The sequence below is a fragment of the Mycolicibacterium arenosum genome, from assembly GCF_024320865.1.
GTDB lineage: Bacteria > Actinomycetota > Actinomycetes > Mycobacteriales > Mycobacteriaceae > Mycobacterium > Mycobacterium arenosum.
The window spans coordinates 49,587-66,573 of sequence record NZ_JANDBD010000002.1; the positions used below are offsets into that span (position 1 = coordinate 49,587).

Consider the following 16,987-nt stretch of genomic DNA (forward strand, 5'->3'; position numbering starts at 1 on the left):
CCTCCCGGCCGTTGACTGTTTTTAGAACACGTTCTAGTGTCAGGTCGGAAACTCTACCATCTCGGTCGAATATTGGACCGATAGAGGCAAGGACGCCGATGTATTCAACTCCTCTGGCCGAGGCCATCGCCGAGGCCGAGCGCCTGGTCTCCGAGGCGCCGTTCATCGAGTCCGAGGCGGACCTGCTCGAAGGACTGCAGTATCTGGCCGGCTGCATCGCCGCGTGCACGCACGTCGCGTTCGACTACGACCGCGACCACCCGTTCCTGCACAGCGGCACCGGCCCGTTCACCAAGATGGGGCTCGACAACCCCGACACCATGTACTTCGGCACGCGCGTGCAACCCGGCCACGAGTACGTCGTCACCGGCACCCGCGGCGCCACCACCGACGTGAGCTTCCAGTTGCTCGGCGGGGAGTACACGGACGACAACGTGCCCGACAGTGACACGGCCTTCGACGACCGCAGGCTCGATATCGCCGACGACGGCACCTTCGAGTGGCGATTCAGTCCGAAGACGCCGTCGCAGTTGGTGATTCGCGAGGTCTACAACGACTGGTCAGCGCAGCGCGGGACCTTCGCTATCGCGCGCACCGACACCGCGGGTACGGCGCCGCCACCGCTCAGCAGGGAACTCATCGAGAAGCGCTACGCGGTGGCGGGCAAGCAACTGGTGCAGCGGGTGAAGACGTGGCTGCAGTTCCCGAAGTGGTTCTACGACAACCTGCCCGTGAACACCCTGACCGCGCCGCGCTTGACGCCGGGCGGGCTGGCCACGCAGTACTCCTCCGTCGGTCACTACGACCTCGCGCCGGATCAGGCGATCGTCATCACGCTGCCGGTCTCCGACGCGCCGTATCTGGGCTTCCAACTCGGCAGCCTCTGGTACATCTCGCTGGACTACATCAACCACCAGACCTCACTCAACGGCACTCAGGCGCAAGCGGATCCGGACGGCAAGATCCGCATCGTCGTCGCCGACGCCAACCCCGGCGTGACGAACTGGTGCGAAACGCTGGGACATGGACGCGGCTACCTGCAGTTCCGCTGGCAGCGGGTGTCGCGCGAACTGACCGAAGCCGACGGCCCGACGCTCGAGGTGATGGGTGTCGACGAGGTGGCCGGCGCGCTGCCGTACCACGACCACAACAAGATCTCCGAACAGGATTGGCGCGAGCGGATCGCTTTGCGGCAGAAGCAGATCGGCGAAAGGATGGTGGGTTGACCATGAGTGGACTGCTAGCTGACAAGGTCGTGGTCATCAGTGGGGTGGGCCCCGCGCTGGGCACCACGCTGGCAAGGCGCTGCGCCGAGGAGGGGGCCGATCTGGTGCTGGCGGCGCGCACCGTCGAGCGGCTCGAGGACGTGGCCAAGCAGGTCACCGAGCTCGGCAGGCGAGCGGTGTCGATCGGCACCGACATCACCGATGACGCGCAGGTGGACAACCTCGTGGCCGAGACGCTGAAGGCGTACGGCAAAGTCGACGTGCTGATCAACAACGCGTTCAAGGTGCCGTCGATGCGGCCGCTGGCCAACACCAGCTTCGAGCACATGAACGACGCCATCGAGCTGACGGTGTTCGGCGCGCTGCGGATGATCCAGGGCTTCACGCCGGCACTGGCCGAGGCCAAGGGGTCGGTCGTCAACGTGAACTCGATGGTGGTGCGGCACTCACAGGCGAAGTACGGCGCCTACAAGATGGCCAAGTCGGCCCTGCTGGCGATGTCGCAGTCGCTGGCCACCGAGCTCGGTGAGCAGGGGATCCGGGTCAATTCCGTTCTGCCCGGCTACATCTGGGGTGGCACCCTGCAGGGCTATTTCGAGCACCAGGCGAAGAAGTACGGCACGTCGGTCGACGACATCTACAACGCCGCCGCGGTCAACAGCGACCTGAAGCGGCTGCCGACCGAGGACGAGGTGGCGTCGTCCATCATCTTCATGGCCAGCGACCTGTCCAGCGGTATCACCGGTCAGGCACTGGATGTGAACTGCGGGGAGTACAAGGCATGAGTGTGCGAAGACGACAACGAGTGAGGATCGCAGCGAGGTACGAGCGAGGACCGGAGCGAGGAGGAGTCGAGCAATGAGTCCGCGCACCGACCCCGGCACCGTCGACGACCTCAAAGCCTCGGCGACAAAGGCCTGCGGTCTCGACGACTTCGGTTCCGACGACGACAACTACGTCGAAGCTCTCGGCGTCCTGCTGGACTCGTATCGCCGCGATGCCGACCTGACCGAGCTCGGCAGCAAGATGAACCGGTTCTTCGTCCGCAACGCGCTGGTCGCCCGGCTGGTCTCAGAGGCGGCGTTCGCGCAGTACCCGCAACACGTCGACGTGCCCATCGAACGGCCGATCTTCGTCACCGGTTTGCCGAGGACCGGCACCACGCTGATCCATCGGCTGCTGACCGCCGACCCCCGCCACCAGGGACTGGAGCTGTGGCTCGCGGAGTTCCCGCAGCCGCGGCCGCCTCGCGAAACCTGGTCGCAGAACCCGGTGTTCAACCAGATCGACGCCCAGTTCGCCAAGGCCCACGAGGAGAATCCGGATTACACCGGTCTGCACTACATGACGGCCGACGAGGTCGAGGAGTGCTGGCAGCTGCTGCGCCAGTCGTTGCACTCGGTGTCCTACGAGACGCTGGCGCACCTGCCGACGTACTCGCAGTGGCTGTCTCGGCAGGACTGGACGAAGCCGTATCGCAGGCACCGGCGCAACCTGCAGCTGATCGGGCTGAACGAGCCCGAGAAGCGTTGGGTGCTCAAGAACCCCAGTCACCTGTTCGCCCTCGACGCGCTGTTCGCCACCTACCCCGACGCGCTCGTCGTGCAGTGCCACCGCCCGGCCGAGACCATCATGGCGTCGATGTGCTCGCTGTCGCAGCACACCACCGAGGGCTGGTCGAACAGCTTCCACGGGGACCTGATCGGCTCGGACGCCCTCGAGACGTGGTCGCGTGGCCTGCGGCTGTTCGACGCCGCACGCGCGCAACAGGATCCGGCCCAGTTCTACGATCTGGACTACTCCGACTTCATCAAGGACCCGATCGCCAGCGTCGAGAACATCTATCGGCACTTCGACATCGAGTTCACCGAGGCCGCCCGTGCGGCGATCGTGGACAGCCACACCGCGAGCCAGCAGGGCCCGCGGGCGCCCAAGCACACCTACGCTCTCGAGGATTACGGGCTCACGGCCGACGAGGTGAAGGCGCGCTTCGCCGGGCTGTAGAGCGGTGGATCCGCCGGCTAGAGGGTCGCGTTCGCCAGCGCGTTGATCCTCGTCAACGCGTCCTTCGCCAGCGCCAGCACGTCGGCGCCGTTGGTCTCCCCGCACGCGGTGATCTCGACGGCCGCGTTGTGTGCGGCGATGAACGCGTTGTCGCACGCCCAACTGCGTCCGCCGAGGGACCAGAGCACGATCTCCGGCACCCCGGAGTCGGCGGCGGGTCTCGGCTGGAAGTACAGCGTGTCCTTCTCCATCGTGGTGACCGCCAGCGATTCACCCTGGCAGTCCGCGATCATGCGGGAGACCTCGGCGAGCGCGGCCTGCGCGTCGAAGTCGGCGGGGTACACACCGACCATCTCCTGCACCGAATGCTTCTCGTCGTCGGTGAAGGAGTGCCCGCCGTCGTGCGCCGCGGGGGTCGTGATGCCGAAGATGAAGGGCGGATCGACCTCACGCGCGAGGCCGGCGCACTGCTCGGGGTCGACGGTGACGAACAGGTTGGGCTCGGTGTCCTCTTCGGCCTTCTCGCTCAGCAGGTCGCTGACCTGCCCCGCGGTGATGGGCGCCACCGCGCGCTGCGACGCCGGACGCGCATCGTCGACCACCCTCGTGCATCCGGCGAGCAGCAGGGCCACGGCCGCAACGGCACTACAGCTTCGTGTTCGCAAGTGCGTCGATCCTCTTGAGGGCGTCCTCGGCCAGTGCGGAGACGTCGTAGCCGTTGATCTCCGAGCACGTGGTGATCTCGATGGCCGCGTTGTGCGCAGCGACGTAGGTGTTGTCGCACGCCCAGGAATTCGCGGTGAACGACCACAGCACGACCTCGGGAGACTCGCTTTCGGCGGCCTGCGACATTGCGAAGACGTAGGAGTCCCCGTCCATCGCGGTGATCGTCAGGGGGGTGTTCCGGCAGGACTCGATGGTGCGGCGAACGTCGGCCACGCGAGCGCGGGCGTCGAAGTCGGCGTGGTAGATCGCGACGATTTCCTCGACGTACACCACCCGGCCGCCGACCTCGGCGTCCCAGTGCCCGCCGCTGTGGGCGGCGGGCTTCGCGTCGAAGATGAAGGGCGGGTCGACCTCACGCGCCACGCCCGCGCAATCCTCGGGTTCGACGGTGACGAAGAGGTTGCCGTCGTCACCCTTCTGGGCGTCGTCGCTCAGCAGGTCCTCGATCTGCCCGGCGGCGATGGGTGCGATCGGTGGTCCGCTGGCCGGCGGGGGCGTGTCGATGACACGTGTGCAGCCGACGAGGACCGCACACAGCGCCACAATCACCGCCCCTTTGCCCATGGCGACAGTTTAGGGACTAAGACACCGGTCGGCGGGTCTAACCGTCGCCGGGCGGGGGTGCGCTGCAGACCTCTTCGAGACAGCCCTCGGCGACCGCGTGCTTGATGCTGTCCGCAAGCCGCGGACAGGCCCGACTTCGACTGCTGTCCCCGCCGGTCGCTCGCAACTCCGCGAACGTCGCGCAGCGCTGCGTTGCAGCCGAATTCCATTGCACCGCAGTATGTCCGGGCCCGAGCTTCTTGACGGACACCGTGGCGTGGCAGAACCGGCAGTCGACCGGAACGAGGCCCGCCGTCAGGTAGCGCTCGCGATCGCGGGCGCTGGCCTCGCGGACCGCGGCGGCGCGCTGCGGGTCCGCGGCGAAGTCGGGCGCCTTCGACCACGAACCGGAACCGCTGCCGGATCCGGTGGCGTGCTCGTGGCCGTCCTCGTCGTCGTGACCGGCGAGTTGCAGCATCGACCGGGCCAGCCGGTCGACGTCGGGCGCGTCGCTTTCAGTGCTCACGTCGCCGGTTGCTGCTCGGCGGCCTTCTGCGCGGCGAGGTTCTCCTCCACCTCGACATGCCACTTCTCGTTGGCCGCCGTGGTGTCGACCTCCATCTCGAAGCGGTCGACCATGTCGGGCGAGATGTCCGCGACGTCCACGTAGAACTGCTGATACCAGCGGCGCATCTGGTACACCGCGCCGTCCTCCTCGACCAGCAGCGGGTTGTCGATGCGGGTCTTGTGCTTCCAGATCTCGACGTCCTGCAGGAAGCCCTTGGACACGCCCTCGGTGAACACGCGGGCCAGTTTGTCGGTGGTCTTCTCGTCGAGGCCCTTGGGCTTCTCGACGATGACGCCCCACTGCAGCATGAAGCTGTTCTGGGTGACGGGGTAGTGGCAGTTGATCAGGATCGACTCGGCCTTGAAGCCGCCGTAGTTGTTGTGCAGCCAGTTGATCATGAAGGACGGGCCGAAGTACGACGCCTCCGAGTCGAGGTGCGCCTCGCCGTAGGTGGTGCCCATGTCGTTGATGTCGGGCCTGCCCACGTTGTGCAGGTACTGGCTGGCGATATGGCCTTCGAAGACGTTCTTGAAGTACGTCGGCAGGCCGTAGTGGATGTAGAAGAAGTGCGCCATGTCGGTGACGTTGTCGATGATCTCGCGGCAGTTGCTGCCCTCGATGAGCATCGTGTTCCAGCGCCACTCGGTCCACTCGTCGTCAGCGGCCTCGGGGATCTCGGGGATCCGCACCTCGGGCGGCGGCGGGTTGCCCTCCACGTCGTGCCACACGAACAGCAGTCCGCCGCGCACGTCGGTCTCCCAGGCGCGGGTCCTGGCTAACCGCGGGGTGCGCTTGGCGTACGGGACCAGCTTGCACTTGCCGTCGCCGCCCCAGCGCCAGTCGTGGAACGGGCACGCCACGGTGTCACCCTTGATGGTGCCCTGTGACAGGTTGCCGCCCATGTGCCTGCAGTAGCCGTCGAGGACGTTGAGCTCGCCGTTGGAGTCGGCGAAGACGACGAGCATGGTGCCGAAGATCTCGACGCCGTGCGGCTTGCCGTCGCGGAAATCCGCCACCGGCCCGAGGCAGTGCCAGCCGCGCGCATACCGGTCGGGCAGCGCTCCGGTGTCGATCTCGCGGACACCTGCTGTTTCAGTACTCATGCCGGGCCTCCCGTTTCTGAGCTCTCTAACTAGAACACGTTACAGTTTTTGCCCCTCGACGCGCAATGCAGGCAGGCTGAACTGCGGTATACGTAGACGATGCCGCTGTACTCATTCGAAGGTCGGGCACCCAAAGTCGACGAGGGCGCGTTCATCGCCCCCACCGCCGTCCTGATCGGTGACGTGCACGTCCACGCCGGCGCGTCGGTGTGGTTCAACGCCGTACTGCGCGCGGACTACGCACCGATCATCATCCGGGAAGGCGCTAACGTGCAGGACGGCAGCGTGCTGCACGCACCGCCGGGCATCCCGACCGACGTCGGACCCGGTGCCACCATCGCGCACTGCTGCGTGATTCACGGCGTGCACGTCGGCCAGGAGGCGCTGATCGCCAACCACGCGACCGTGCTCGACGGCGCCGTCATCGGCCGGCGCAGCCTCGTCGCCGCGCACGCGCTGGTGACCGCGCAGACGAAGATCCCCGACGAGGTGTTCGTCGCGGGCGTGCCCGCGAAGGTGCGCGGCCCCATCGCGGGCACCGGTGCCGAATACTGGGTGAACGTGAATCCCGGCGCGTACCAGGATCTCGCTCGGCGGTATCAGACCGGCTTCGAGGCGGTGTAGCACCCGCTACTGCTCGTCGGCCAACCCGATCCGCAGCGCGATCCGCTGCATCTTGCCGACGCTCGTGACGAAACGGTCCGTGGTCGCGTCGCCGGTGGCGCTTTCGAATCTCAACCGCACCAGCGCGCGGCCCTCCGTGAACAGCAACACGGTGACGGCCGACTCCTCGTCCGGCTTGGTACCGCTGACCACGACGCTGTCTGCGCCGACGTTCGCCGACTTAGGGGTGCCACCCGAGACGAGCGTGCCCAGCGTGTCCGTCGCCTGCTTGAGCATCGCGGTCGCGGTTGCCGCGTCCGGGTAGATCAGCACGGTGTCCGTGATCGCGCGGGTGTCCTTCTCGTTGACGAAGAAGGCGCTGGAACCGGGCACGCCATCCGGTGTCGCCGTCTTGGTCCGTTCGACGAACGTGTCCTCGGCGTCGCTGAGGTCGTCGGCGGTCAGCAGCAGGCGCCCGTAGTCGGTCGCCTCGGCGGTCGGTGTCGTCGTCGAGGTCGTGGGACTGGTGGTCGTGAACGCCGGCAGCGCCGGTGCGGTGCTGGTGGCACCGCCCTGTTCGGCGGGTGTACACGCGCTGACGCCGATGGCGAGCAGGGCGGCGGCGGCGACGAGGCGGCTGGTGTGGACGGGGCTACTGGGTGAACGCATGTGTGAGCAAGGCAACTCAAATTGGGGGATTGGCAACGGGATTGGATCGGAGCCGTCTTCCACGGTACGCGGGTCATCGGCGGCGGGGCAAAAACCCCGCCGCCGACGGCGCTCAGTAGGTGGGGTTGAAGAAGTCCACCCCGCCGATGGTGCACTCGACCTTGGCCTTCCAGGTGGTGCCGGTCTGGATGCCGGGGAACCACAGGTTGTGGCTCTGGTTGGCCTGCAGGACGAACGGCACCTTGTACACGGGCAGCGGCGGCACGACGGTCTTCCAGCCGAACCACGGCTCGGCGCTGTAGAAGCACAGCCCCTGACTGCCCGTCGAGGTGACCTCGACGGTGACGCCCGCCGCGTCGCTGGTGGTGTCGAGTGTCGAGGCCGCCTGGGCGCTGCCCGCTCCCGCGACGAGGATCGCCGGCGCCGCGAGGGTGGCCGCCGCGGTGCCGATCGCCTTGATGATGGTGCTCATGTCGTACTCCTTCTGGTCGGTTGCGGCCCTTGTGGGTCGCACTCGCAGAAAGGAGCCAGGTGCGCGCATCACTCGCACACTTTTTTCGCGTCAGATTCTCCGGGCGCTCGCCGTCGCCGCGTTCACATCCCAGTACGCCCGCAACGCGGCCATCTGACCGTCGGCGTTCACGCGATAGGTGAAGACGCCCTCGGCCACGACGCGGAACCCACCGGCGACGATGACGATGTGACCGACGTTGGCCTCCTCGAGGCCGCACTCGTAGGTCTTCTCGAAGTGGAACTCCAGCCGACTGGGCGCGATCGCCATGTCGAAGAACCTCGCGATCGCCTCCTTGCCGCGATGGCCCCTGCCCTCCGGGTCGAAGTGCGACGGCCCGATCGGGTCCTCGACGATCGCGTCGTCGGCGAACAACGCCAGCCACGCGTCCTTGTCACCGGCCATTGCGGCCTCACGGGACAGTCGCCCGGCACGGTGGACAGCGCTCTCGGTCACTAGGACGTGGCGGCCGGCTTGTCCGCCCCGACCACCCACATGGAGTAGTACTGCGCGCCGCCACCGTAGGCGTGGCCGAGCGCCTTGCGGGCGCCCTCGACCTGGTGGTCGCCGGCCTTGCCCATGACCTGGATGGCGGATTCGGCGAAGCGGATCATGCCCGACGCGCCGATGGGGTTCGACGACAGCACGCCGCCCGACGGGTTGAACGGGATGCGTCCGCCGATCGCGGTCTCGCCGGCTTCGGTGAGCTTCCATCCCTCGCCCTCGGGCGCGAAGCCGAGGTTCTCCAGCCACATCGGTTCGTACCACGAGAACGGGACGTACACCTCGCCGACGTCGATCTCGTCGATCGGGCTGGTGATCCCCGCCGCCTTCCACAGCGCCGCCGCGGCGTCGCGGCCGGCCTGCGGGTTGACCTGGTCGCGGCCGGAGTAGGCCAGGGGTTCGGTGCGCAGCGAGGTGGCGTGGATCCACGCGACGGGATGGCCGTCGGCGATTCGAGCCTCCGCTGCGTTCTCATCGCCGATCACCATCGCCGCGGCGCCGTCGGAGGACGGGCAGGTCTCGTCGTAGCGAATCGGGTCCCACAGCATCGGCGACGCCATCACCTTCTCCAGGGTGATGTCGGGCTGGTGGAGATGGGCCAGCGGGTTCTTCGCCCCGTTCAGGCGGTCCTTGACCGCCACCATCGCGCCGATGTGGTTCGGTGCACCGGAGCGCCGGATGTACGCGCGGATGTGCGGAGCGAAGTAGCCACCGGCACCCGCGCCGACCGGCTTGGTGAACGGCACCGGAATGCTCAACGCCCACATGGCATTCGACTCCGACTGCTTCTCCCACGCCATGGTCAGCACGCGCTTGTACTTGCCGGACTGCACCAGGCTGGCGGCGACGATCGCTGTGGACCCGCCCACCGAACCGGCGGTGTGCACCCGGATCAGCGGTTTGTTCGTCGCGCCCACGGCGTCGGCCATGAACAGTTCGGGCATCATCACGCCCTCGAAGAAGTCGGGCGCCTTGCCCACGACCACGGCGTCGATGTCGTCGAACGTCGAGCCCGAATCCTCCAGTGCCCTGTCGATCGCCTCGCGGACCAGACCGTTCATCGATACGTCGTGCCGCTTGGCGACGTACTTCGTCTGTCCCGTGCCCAGGACCGCGGCGTTCCTACCGGCCATCAGTTCTTCCCTTCCAGCACGGCGACCAGATTCTGCTGCAGGCCTGCGCCGCTGGTGGCGTGCGCCAGCGTGCGGGTGGCCGTGCCGTTGAAGATGTGTTGCGCCGCGAAGCCGATGCGTTCGAGGCCTGCGACGAACATCGGGTTGGCGGCCAGCGCCCCGCCCGACGGGTTGATTTTCGTGTCAGCGCCCAGCCCGATCGCCTCGGTCAGGATCAGCTGCTGGTGGCTGAACGGCGCGTGGAGTTCGGCCACCTCGATCGACGAGGCGTCCCCACCGGTCGCGATGGCCGCTGACGTCGCGGTGGACGTCGAGACCGTGAGGTCGCGGGCTCCCAGCACCGGGGTCTCGATGCGGTGCTCGATTCCGGTGATCCACGCCGGGTTCTCGCGCAGCTCGCGGGCCCTGCCGTCGGCGGCCAGCACGATCGCGGCCGCACCGTCGGTGATCGGTGCGATGTCGTGTCGGCGCAGCGGGTCGGCGAAGTACGGCCGGGCCAGCAGTTCGTCGATGGACTTCGCGGGTGGCTCGCGGTCGGTGCGCTGGGCGGCCGCGAACGAGTCGAGCGCGACCTGTGCCATCTGCTCTGCGGTCCACTTGCCGGAGTCCAGGCCGAGGCGGGCCTGCAGGCCGGCCATCGACACGGCGTCCGGCCAGAGCGGAGCGACGGTGTAAGGATCGGTCTGCAGGGCGAGGATCCGGCGCAGCACCCCAGCCGAGCTCTTGCCGAACCCGTAGACGAGTGCCGTCTCGACCTGGCCGGTCAGGATCTTGATGTAGGCCTCGTAGAGCGCCCACGCCGCGTCCATCTCGACGTGGCTCTCGTTGATCGGCGGTACCGCCCCGATCGAGTCGATCGCCGAGATGAACGAGAACGCCCGCCCGGCAAGGTAATCCGATGATCCGGAGCACCAGAATCCGATGTCGGTCTGCTGGATGCCCAGCTCTTCGTAGAGCTGGTGGAAACACGGCATCAGCATCTCGACGCCGTTGGTGGTGCCTTCGGTGCGGCGCACATGGGGAGCGTGGGCGAAACCCACTACTGCTACGTCAGTCATGAGTCCTCAGAGGTGGTGGCGGTAGGAGTCGTACTCGGCGTCGGGCTCACCCGTCGGCCGGAAGTAGTCGATGTTGTCGATACCGAGACCCCATTCCTCCTGGGGCTTCCACACCGCCTGGACCCGCATGCCCATCCGCACGTCGGCGGGGTCGATCTCGGTGACCAGGTGCAGGAACGGGATGTCGGCGCCGTCGAGCAGCACGTAGGCCGCGACGTAGGGCGGCTTGATGCGCTGGCCGGGGAACGGGATGTTGATGATGGCGAACGTGGTGACGGTGCCCTTGTCGGGCAGTTCGACGTAGGTGTCGAGTTCCAGCCCCGTGGCCGGGTCGGCCTCCTTGGGCGGGAAGTACACCTTCCCGGTCTCGCCGGTCCGCGCGCCGAGCAGCTTGCCCTGCTCCAGTCCGCGCAGGAACGTGCTCTCGGGAAGTGACGCGGTGTGCTGGATCTCGAGCGAGCTGGGAATGACGAGCATGGTGATCGGCTCGCGGTCGGCGGGCTCGTCCGAGACGGGTTCCGCGTCCTCACCGAGGGCGAAGTAGGCGATGTCACCGATGGCTCCGACCGGTTCGTCGGCCCAATGGACGTGCACCCTGGCCCCGGTGCTGATCGCGTCGGATGAGCCCGCATCCACGGCGTGCAGGATCGGGGTGTCCGCGCCGTCGAGTTTCACCAGCGCCCAGGCGAACGGCCGCTGCAGCGGCTGCCCCTCCAGGGGCTCCGGCTGCCACGTCCACGACACGACCGTTCCGACGCTGCTCACCGGGACGACCTCCGTCAGTGGCGCATAGTCGACCGGGTCATACTCGGCAGGCGGAACATGCACCCGGCCATCGGACCCGCGCACGCCGACAACTCGTCGGCTGCGAAGCGCGGTGAAGAACGCACCGAGCACCGGACCAACTGAACGGGTGTAGTCGAAAGACAGTTTCAGCGGAGCGGAAAGTGGTGGCAGATGATCTTCCGTCACAGGTGGACTCTGGGCCGGGCTGCTTTGGCTGGCACTCACGGAATGAAGTAGAACAGGTTCTAATAATGGTTGCAAGGACGTGTCGGAAGGTGTGCTTATGAAGCTCGGTTTGCAACTCGGATACTGGGGCGCGCAGCCGCCGGACAACCACGCCGAACTGGTCGCGACGGCGGAGGCGGCCGGTTTCGACACCGTCTTCACCGCCGAGGCGTGGGGCTCGGACGCCTACACGCCGCTGGCCTGGTGGGGTCGGGAGACGACCCGCATGCGGCTCGGCACGTCGGTGCTCCAACTCTCGGCGCGCACGCCCACCGCGCTCGCGATGGCCGCACTGACCCTCGACCACCTCTCCGGCGGGCGGCACATCGTCGGCCTCGGTGTGTCCGGTCCGCAGGTGGTCGAGGGCTGGTACGGCGCCAAGTTCCCGAAGCCGCTGGCCCGCACCCGCGAGTACGTCGACATCCTGCGCCAGGTGTGGGCGCGGGAGGCGCCGGTACACAGCGACGGTCCGCACTACCCGCTTCCGCTGACGGGCGAGGGCACCACGGGGCTGGGCAAGAACCTCAAGCCGATCACCCATCCGCTGCGCGCGGACATCCCGGTGATGCTGGGCGCCGAAGGTCCCAAGAACGTGGCGTTGGCCGCGGAGATCTGCGACGGCTGGCTGCCGATCTTCTACTCGCCCCGCATCGCGGGCATGTACAACGAGTGGCTCGACGAGGGCTTCGCCCGGCCCGGTGCGCGTCGCACCCGCGAGACGTTCGAGATCTGCGCGACGGCGCAGGTGGTGGTCACCGACGACCGGCCCGCGATCATGGAGTTGATGAAGCCGCATCTCGCGCTCTACATGGGCGGCATGGGTGCCGAGGACACCAACTTCCACGCCGACGTGTACCGCCGGATGGGCTACGCGGAGGTGGTCGACGACGTGACCAAGCTGTTCCGGAGTGACCGCAAAGACGAGGCCGCGAAGATCATCCCCGACGAGTTGGTGGACGACTCGGCGATCGTCGGAGACCTGGCCTACGTACAGGAGCAGATCACGGCGTGGGAGGCCGCGGGCGTCACCATGATGGTCGTCGGTGCGCGTTCGCCCGAGCAGATCACGGATCTCGCCGGCTTGGTGACCGCCGACTAGACACTTTGTTGCGTAGTGTCTAGTCCGGGTTCTACATTCGTCGTGTGACTCAAGCCACTGGTTCCTCGCGCGAGCGCTCGTCCGTGCACACTGTCGCCGGCCAGACCGTCACGATGCCGGTGCGCATCCGCAAGGCGGCGCAGCACATGGCGATGTTCTCGGTGGACGCGGACGCCGCGCAGCGGATGATCGACCACAGCGGTCTGAAGGTCTGCCGGTACCGACCGGGTAAGGCTGTCGCGGTGCTGATGCTGATGCACTACGTCGACGGCGACCTCGGCCAGTACCTGGAGTACGGCACCAACATCATGGTGAACCCGCCGGGGTCCGAGGCTTCGGGGTTGCGCGCGCTGCAGTCCGCGGGCGCTTTCATCCACCATCTCCCGGTCGATCAGGCGTTCACGCTGGAGGCGGGCCGCAACATCTGGGGCTACCCGAAGGTGATGGCGGACTTCACCGTTCGCGGAGCGAACAATCCGGCCGGGGCTCGCGAGGGCAAGCCGTTCGGCTTCGACGTCGACATCGACGGGCAGTTCGCCGTGGGCATGGACTTCAAATCCGGCTTCGCGGTGCCGTCGCGCTTCACCTCGAAGCCGCAGGTCCATCCGACCTACTCGCATCTCGACGGTGTGACGCGGCGAACCGCGGGGGAGATGACGCTGTCCGGCGTGCGCTACCGGCCGGGCGGCGCGACGGTCCGACTCGGCGACCACCCGTACGCCAGGGAACTCGCGACGCTGGGTTTCCCGAAACGGGCACTGTTCTCGAGTTCTGCTGACAACGTGGAGATGACGTTCGCCGACGCGGAGGAGATCGCGTGACCGCCCTACTTTCGACCAAACCCGACGTCGACTTCACCGACGGCACCTTCTACGCCGACGGTGGTGCGCGCGCGGCGTATGCGTGGATGCGCGAGAACTCGCCGGTCTTCCGTGACCGCAACGGACTGGCGGCCGCGACCACGCATCAGGCGGTGCTGGAGGCCGAGCGCAACCCGGAACTGTTCTCCAATACCGGCGGGATCCGGCCCGAGACGCCCGGCATGCCGTACATGATCGACATGGACGATCCGCAACACGTGTTGCGCCGCAAGCTGGTTAACTCCGGCTTCACGCGCAAGCGCGTCATGGACAAGGTGCCGTCGATCGCCACGCTGTGCGACACGCTGATCGACTCGGTCTGTGAGCGCGGGGAGGCCGACTTCGTCCGCGACATCGCGGCACCGCTGCCGATGGCGGTGATCGGCGACATGCTCGGTGTGCTGCCCGAAGACCGTGCGCTGCTTCTGGAGTGGTCCGACGACCTGGTGACCGGGTTGAGTTCGCACATCGACGAACTGACCGCGCAGAAGGTCATGGAGGCGTTCGCCGGCTACACCGCGTTCACCATGGACATCATCGCCAAGCGTCGTACCGAACCCACCGAGGACCTGTTCTCGATCCTGGTGAACGCCGAGGTCGAGGGCCAGCGGATGTCCGATGACGAGATCGTGATGGAGACGCTGCTGATCCTCATCGGCGGCGACGAGACGACGCGACACACGCTGTCCGGCGGCACCGAACAGCTGCTGCGGCATCGGGATCAGTGGGAGGCGCTGGTGGCGGATGAGCAGAAGCTGCCGGCCGCCATCGAGGAGATGCTGCGGTGGACGTCACCGGTGAAGAACATGTGCCGCACGCTGATGGCCGACACCGAGTTCCACGGCACGGAGTTGCGCGAGGGCGAGAAGATCATGCTGATGTTCGAGTCGGCGAATTTCGACGAGAGCGTCTTCGGCGACCCGGAGAACTTCAGGATCGACCGTAACCCGAACAATCACATGGCTTTCGGCTTCGGCTCGCACTTCTGCCTCGGCAACCAGCTCGCCCGCCTCGAGCTGTCGATGATGACGAAGCGGGTGCTCGAGCGGCTGCCCGATCTCCGGCTCGCCGACGGAGCCGAGGTCCCGTTGCGGCCGGCCAACTTCGTTAGCGGCCCCGAGTCCATGCCGGTGGTGTTCACCCCGACTGCCAAGGTGCTCGGTTAACGCGCCAGCACCGGCCCGTCGTCGAGGGCTTCGGTGACGCCGAGTTCGGATAGCCCGAGCTTGGTGATCATGGGAATACCGTACGCGTTCAACGCGTACCGCTCATCGGTGCTGTGGCCTGCGGCGTACAGCATCGACCCGATGAGGCAGATGACCGCCATCTTGTAGGCAGCGAGCGCGCGGTACCACGGCCGGTGCTGCGGGGTGATTCCGCTGACCGCCGTGTAGTGCGCCAGTAGGTCGTCGATGGCGGGTGCGCCGGGATGGCTGGCGAGGCCGACGGGCTGCATCCAGAGCAGCTCCAACCAACCGAGGTCGGTCAGCGGATCGCCGAGAGTCGTCATCTCCCAGTCGAATACCGCGCTCACCTCGTCATCGGCGAAGGCGAAGTTGCCCGGCTTCGCGTCACCGTGCACCAGGGTGACGAGCGGAAACGGCGACGGCGCAGCACGTTCGAGTTCGGCCCGCAATCGATCGAGTGCGGGCAACGGCGCCGCCTGCACCCGGTGCCTCTCGGCGGTCCAGTGCTCGAGTTCGCGCGTCAGGTGACTCGCACCGTCGGCCAGGTCGGCCAGACCGACTGCGGCGACGTCCACCGTGTGCACGGCCGCGAGTTGTTCGATCATGCTGCGGCACATGCGCTCCCCACGTTCGGAGATCGCCTCGGGCGCCTCGAGTTCGTAGACCGTGCCGTCGACCCGATCCATCACGAAGAAGGGCCGCCCCAGGATCTCGCCCGTGGGCTCGTACCAGCAGACCGACGGAGCGCGGACGGCCGAACCGGCGAGCGCGGAAAGAACACGGAACTGACGGTCGAGGTCGTAGGGTTCCAGTAGCGCCGGCGGGGGCGGCCGCATGCGCAGCACCACGTCGCGACAGCTCTCCGAATCGTTTCGGGCTGTGATCACCGCGAATGCGAGAAGCTCTGCGGAGTGGCCGAATTCGACGCTCTCCAGGCCTTCGATCCGGACGTGGGTACCCACCTCGTCCCGCAGCCACGCGGTCAGCCGGTCCGTGACGTCCTGCGCGTGTGTCACGTGTACGACACCTCGTGGTCGGAAGCGGCGGTCAGCCCGAGTTCGGGCCACTCACCGGAGATGAGGCTCTCCATGATGCCGTAACCGACGGCGTCACCGTCTCGGACCCGGATGGGGGTGTCGCGGAACTGCCCGAGCAGGCGGAGGTTCTCGTCACTGTGGCAATCGGCGACGTACTCGCCGTCGACGTGCAGCTTGCCCTTCCACGACCCGTGCTTGTGCCCGGCCCAATCGCCGTAGCCGGCCGTCTTCAGGAAGAAGCCACTGTTCCCGAGCGCCTCGATCTCGACGACACGCTCCTCGCCGGAGTGCATGTCGAGGACCAGGTGCCCGCCCGTCACGAAACGCGTTGCGGGGTCGTAGGAGATGTGCGGTGTGACGCGTGCGACCGGAGTCTGGTTGCCCTCGGCGTCGTTGAGATAGGCCGAACTGTAGGCCCAAGGACCTTCGACGACGAAGATCGCCGTCTCGTAGTACGAGCCGTCGGGCCGCCGGAAGAACGCCGGTGACCACTTCATCCCGCCGCGCACCCCGGGCGGAGGCGCCGGCGTGGGGATGAGGTCGGCGACCGGCGCACCGATGGCCTGCCGCACGCCCCAGGAGTGATCGCGGAATCCGAACCACTCGTCGGGCGTGATCCGGTGTGTTTCGCCCGCGACGGTCACGGTGCCAGTCGCCCACCCGCCCTGGTGGTAGCGGATGACGTCGACGTCGACGCGTCCGCTGCGTCGGTTGCGCACCAGGTTGCGCTCCTCGAAGTACGGCGGTGTGACACCCTCCAGAGTCACGTCGAACGAGATGGGTTGGACGTCATTGGGTTCGAGCAGGAAGCGGATCCTGCGCAGCGGTTGGTCGATCTCCATGCGCACTGGACCGACGGCCATGTCCTCGGGCGCGCTGCGCAGTTCGCGGCTGCCGCGGACGGTCCACTGCTCGCGCCCGCGCGAGACACCGCCGAAGCCGTCGATGATGCCGCGGTTCTGGTACTTGCCCAGGCCGAAGTCGAGTTGCAGGGATCCGTCGGTGCGTGCGATCGACGCCCAGATCTTCTCGGTCCACGCGAGGTCGGCCTGCGACAGCGTCGCGAACGTGTCGACGATCTGGTGGTTCAGTCCCTCGTCGGCCCCGAGCAGGCGACCAATGTCCTTGATTCCCATGTGTTCCTA

19 protein-coding genes are annotated in these 16,987 nt (G+C 67.1%); 7 read left to right on the top strand and 12 right to left on the bottom strand.

The genetic code is table 11. The annotated features are described in order from the left end of the window. Positions 1 to 98 precede the first annotated feature (98 nt). The 3 genes from NM203_RS03925 (at position 99) to NM203_RS03935 (ending at position 3,230) form a co-directional block, all read left to right on the top strand. Positions 99 to 1,226 carry a hypothetical protein gene (locus NM203_RS03925; RefSeq protein WP_255058368.1) on the top strand — a complete coding sequence of 376 codons (1,128 nt, stop codon included), beginning with the start codon at positions 99 to 101 and terminating at the stop codon, positions 1,224 to 1,226. 2 nt (positions 1,227 to 1,228) lie between these two features. Beyond that, positions 1,229 to 2,011: an SDR family oxidoreductase gene (locus NM203_RS03930; protein ID WP_255058369.1), complete on the top strand. Its 783-nt coding sequence runs from the start codon at positions 1,229 to 1,231 to the stop codon at positions 2,009 to 2,011. 73 nt (positions 2,012 to 2,084) lie between these two features. Continuing rightward, positions 2,085 to 3,230: a sulfotransferase family protein gene (locus NM203_RS03935; protein WP_255058371.1), complete on the top strand. Its 1,146-nt coding sequence runs from the start codon at positions 2,085 to 2,087 to the stop codon at positions 3,228 to 3,230. Between the two features lie 17 nt (positions 3,231 to 3,247). Here the strand turns inward: NM203_RS03935 and NM203_RS03940 are convergent, their stop codons facing one another. The 4 genes from NM203_RS03940 to NM203_RS03955 are packed head-to-tail and all read right to left on the bottom strand — an operon-like array spanning position 3,248 to position 6,170. Continuing rightward, positions 3,248 to 3,862: a sensor domain-containing protein gene (locus tag NM203_RS03940; RefSeq protein WP_255058372.1), complete on the bottom strand. Its 615-nt coding sequence runs from the start codon at positions 3,860 to 3,862 to the stop codon at positions 3,248 to 3,250. A 13-nt stretch (positions 3,863 to 3,875) separates the two neighbouring features. Then, positions 3,876 to 4,520: a sensor domain-containing protein gene (locus tag NM203_RS03945; protein WP_255058373.1), complete on the bottom strand. Its 645-nt coding sequence runs from the start codon at positions 4,518 to 4,520 to the stop codon at positions 3,876 to 3,878. 37 nt (positions 4,521 to 4,557) lie between these two features. Beyond that, positions 4,558 to 4,977: a hypothetical protein gene (locus NM203_RS03950; RefSeq protein ID WP_255059100.1), complete on the bottom strand. Its 420-nt coding sequence runs from the start codon at positions 4,975 to 4,977 to the stop codon at positions 4,558 to 4,560. A 44-nt stretch (positions 4,978 to 5,021) separates the two neighbouring features. Beyond that, on the bottom strand, positions 5,022 to 6,170 hold the full coding sequence (locus NM203_RS03955) for a 3-ketosteroid-9-alpha-monooxygenase, oxygenase component (protein WP_255058374.1): 1,149 nt from the start codon (positions 6,168 to 6,170) through the stop codon (positions 5,022 to 5,024). Positions 6,171 to 6,269: 99 nt separating this feature from the next. Between NM203_RS03955 and NM203_RS03960 the strand changes: the two genes are divergently transcribed. Continuing rightward, positions 6,270 to 6,794 (top strand): gamma carbonic anhydrase family protein, encoded by a 525-nt coding sequence (locus NM203_RS03960; RefSeq protein ID WP_255058376.1) that lies wholly within the window; start codon positions 6,270 to 6,272, stop codon positions 6,792 to 6,794. A gap of 6 nt (positions 6,795 to 6,800) precedes the next feature. Here NM203_RS03960 and NM203_RS03965 read toward each other — a convergent pair whose 3' ends face one another. From NM203_RS03965 to NM203_RS03990, 6 genes are all read right to left on the bottom strand, one after another. Beyond that, positions 6,801 to 7,442 carry a hypothetical protein gene (locus NM203_RS03965; RefSeq protein ID WP_255058377.1) on the bottom strand — a complete coding sequence of 214 codons (642 nt, stop codon included), beginning with the start codon at positions 7,440 to 7,442 and terminating at the stop codon, positions 6,801 to 6,803. Positions 7,443 to 7,554: 112 nt separating this feature from the next. Beyond that, entirely contained in the window at positions 7,555 to 7,914 is a 360-nt protein-coding gene (locus NM203_RS03970) for a hypothetical protein (RefSeq protein ID WP_255058378.1), read from the bottom strand. A gap of 90 nt (positions 7,915 to 8,004) precedes the next feature. Next, positions 8,005 to 8,409: a nuclear transport factor 2 family protein gene (locus NM203_RS03975; protein ID WP_255058379.1), complete on the bottom strand. Its 405-nt coding sequence runs from the start codon at positions 8,407 to 8,409 to the stop codon at positions 8,005 to 8,007. Continuing rightward, positions 8,409 to 9,590 (bottom strand): thiolase family protein, encoded by a 1,182-nt coding sequence (locus tag NM203_RS03980; RefSeq protein WP_255058380.1) that lies wholly within the window; start codon positions 9,588 to 9,590, stop codon positions 8,409 to 8,411. Before NM203_RS03980 ends, NM203_RS03975 begins: the two co-directional genes overlap by 1 nt. After that, on the bottom strand, positions 9,590 to 10,648 hold the full coding sequence (locus NM203_RS03985; RefSeq protein WP_255058381.1) for a thiolase family protein: 1,059 nt from the start codon (positions 10,646 to 10,648) through the stop codon (positions 9,590 to 9,592). The genes NM203_RS03980 and NM203_RS03985 overlap by 1 nt, the downstream gene beginning before the upstream one ends. A gap of 6 nt (positions 10,649 to 10,654) precedes the next feature. Beyond that, on the bottom strand, positions 10,655 to 11,659 hold the full coding sequence (locus tag NM203_RS03990) for a Zn-ribbon domain-containing OB-fold protein (protein ID WP_255058383.1): 1,005 nt from the start codon (positions 11,657 to 11,659) through the stop codon (positions 10,655 to 10,657). A gap of 58 nt (positions 11,660 to 11,717) precedes the next feature. Here NM203_RS03990 and NM203_RS03995 point away from each other — a divergent pair, with 58 nt between their 5' ends. The 3 genes from NM203_RS03995 to NM203_RS04005 all read left to right on the top strand — a co-directional run bounded on the left by NM203_RS03995 (position 11,718) and on the right by NM203_RS04005 (position 14,784). After that, positions 11,718 to 12,758, top strand: a complete 1,041-nt coding sequence (locus NM203_RS03995) for an LLM class F420-dependent oxidoreductase (RefSeq protein WP_255058385.1) — start codon at positions 11,718 to 11,720, stop codon at positions 12,756 to 12,758. Positions 12,759 to 12,871: 113 nt separating this feature from the next. Continuing rightward, positions 12,872 to 13,579, top strand: a complete 708-nt coding sequence (locus NM203_RS04000; RefSeq protein WP_255059101.1) for an acetoacetate decarboxylase family protein — start codon at positions 12,872 to 12,874, stop codon at positions 13,577 to 13,579. Further along, on the top strand, positions 13,576 to 14,784 hold the full coding sequence (locus tag NM203_RS04005; protein ID WP_255058386.1) for a cytochrome P450: 1,209 nt from the start codon (positions 13,576 to 13,578) through the stop codon (positions 14,782 to 14,784). The genes NM203_RS04000 and NM203_RS04005 overlap by 4 nt, the downstream gene beginning before the upstream one ends. On the opposite strand, the gene NM203_RS04010 is transcribed toward NM203_RS04005, so the two are convergent. Next, a complete protein-coding gene (locus NM203_RS04010) occupies positions 14,781 to 15,821 on the bottom strand; it encodes a phosphotransferase family protein (RefSeq protein WP_408633292.1) in 1,041 nt (346 codons plus the stop codon). The two genes, NM203_RS04005 and NM203_RS04010, sit on opposite strands and share 4 nt — an antisense overlap. After that, positions 15,818 to 16,978 carry an Rv3169 family protein gene (locus tag NM203_RS04015; RefSeq protein ID WP_255058388.1) on the bottom strand — a complete coding sequence of 387 codons (1,161 nt, stop codon included), beginning with the start codon at positions 16,976 to 16,978 and terminating at the stop codon, positions 15,818 to 15,820. Before NM203_RS04015 ends, NM203_RS04010 begins: the two co-directional genes overlap by 4 nt. Between the last annotated feature and the right edge of the window lie 9 nt (positions 16,979 to 16,987).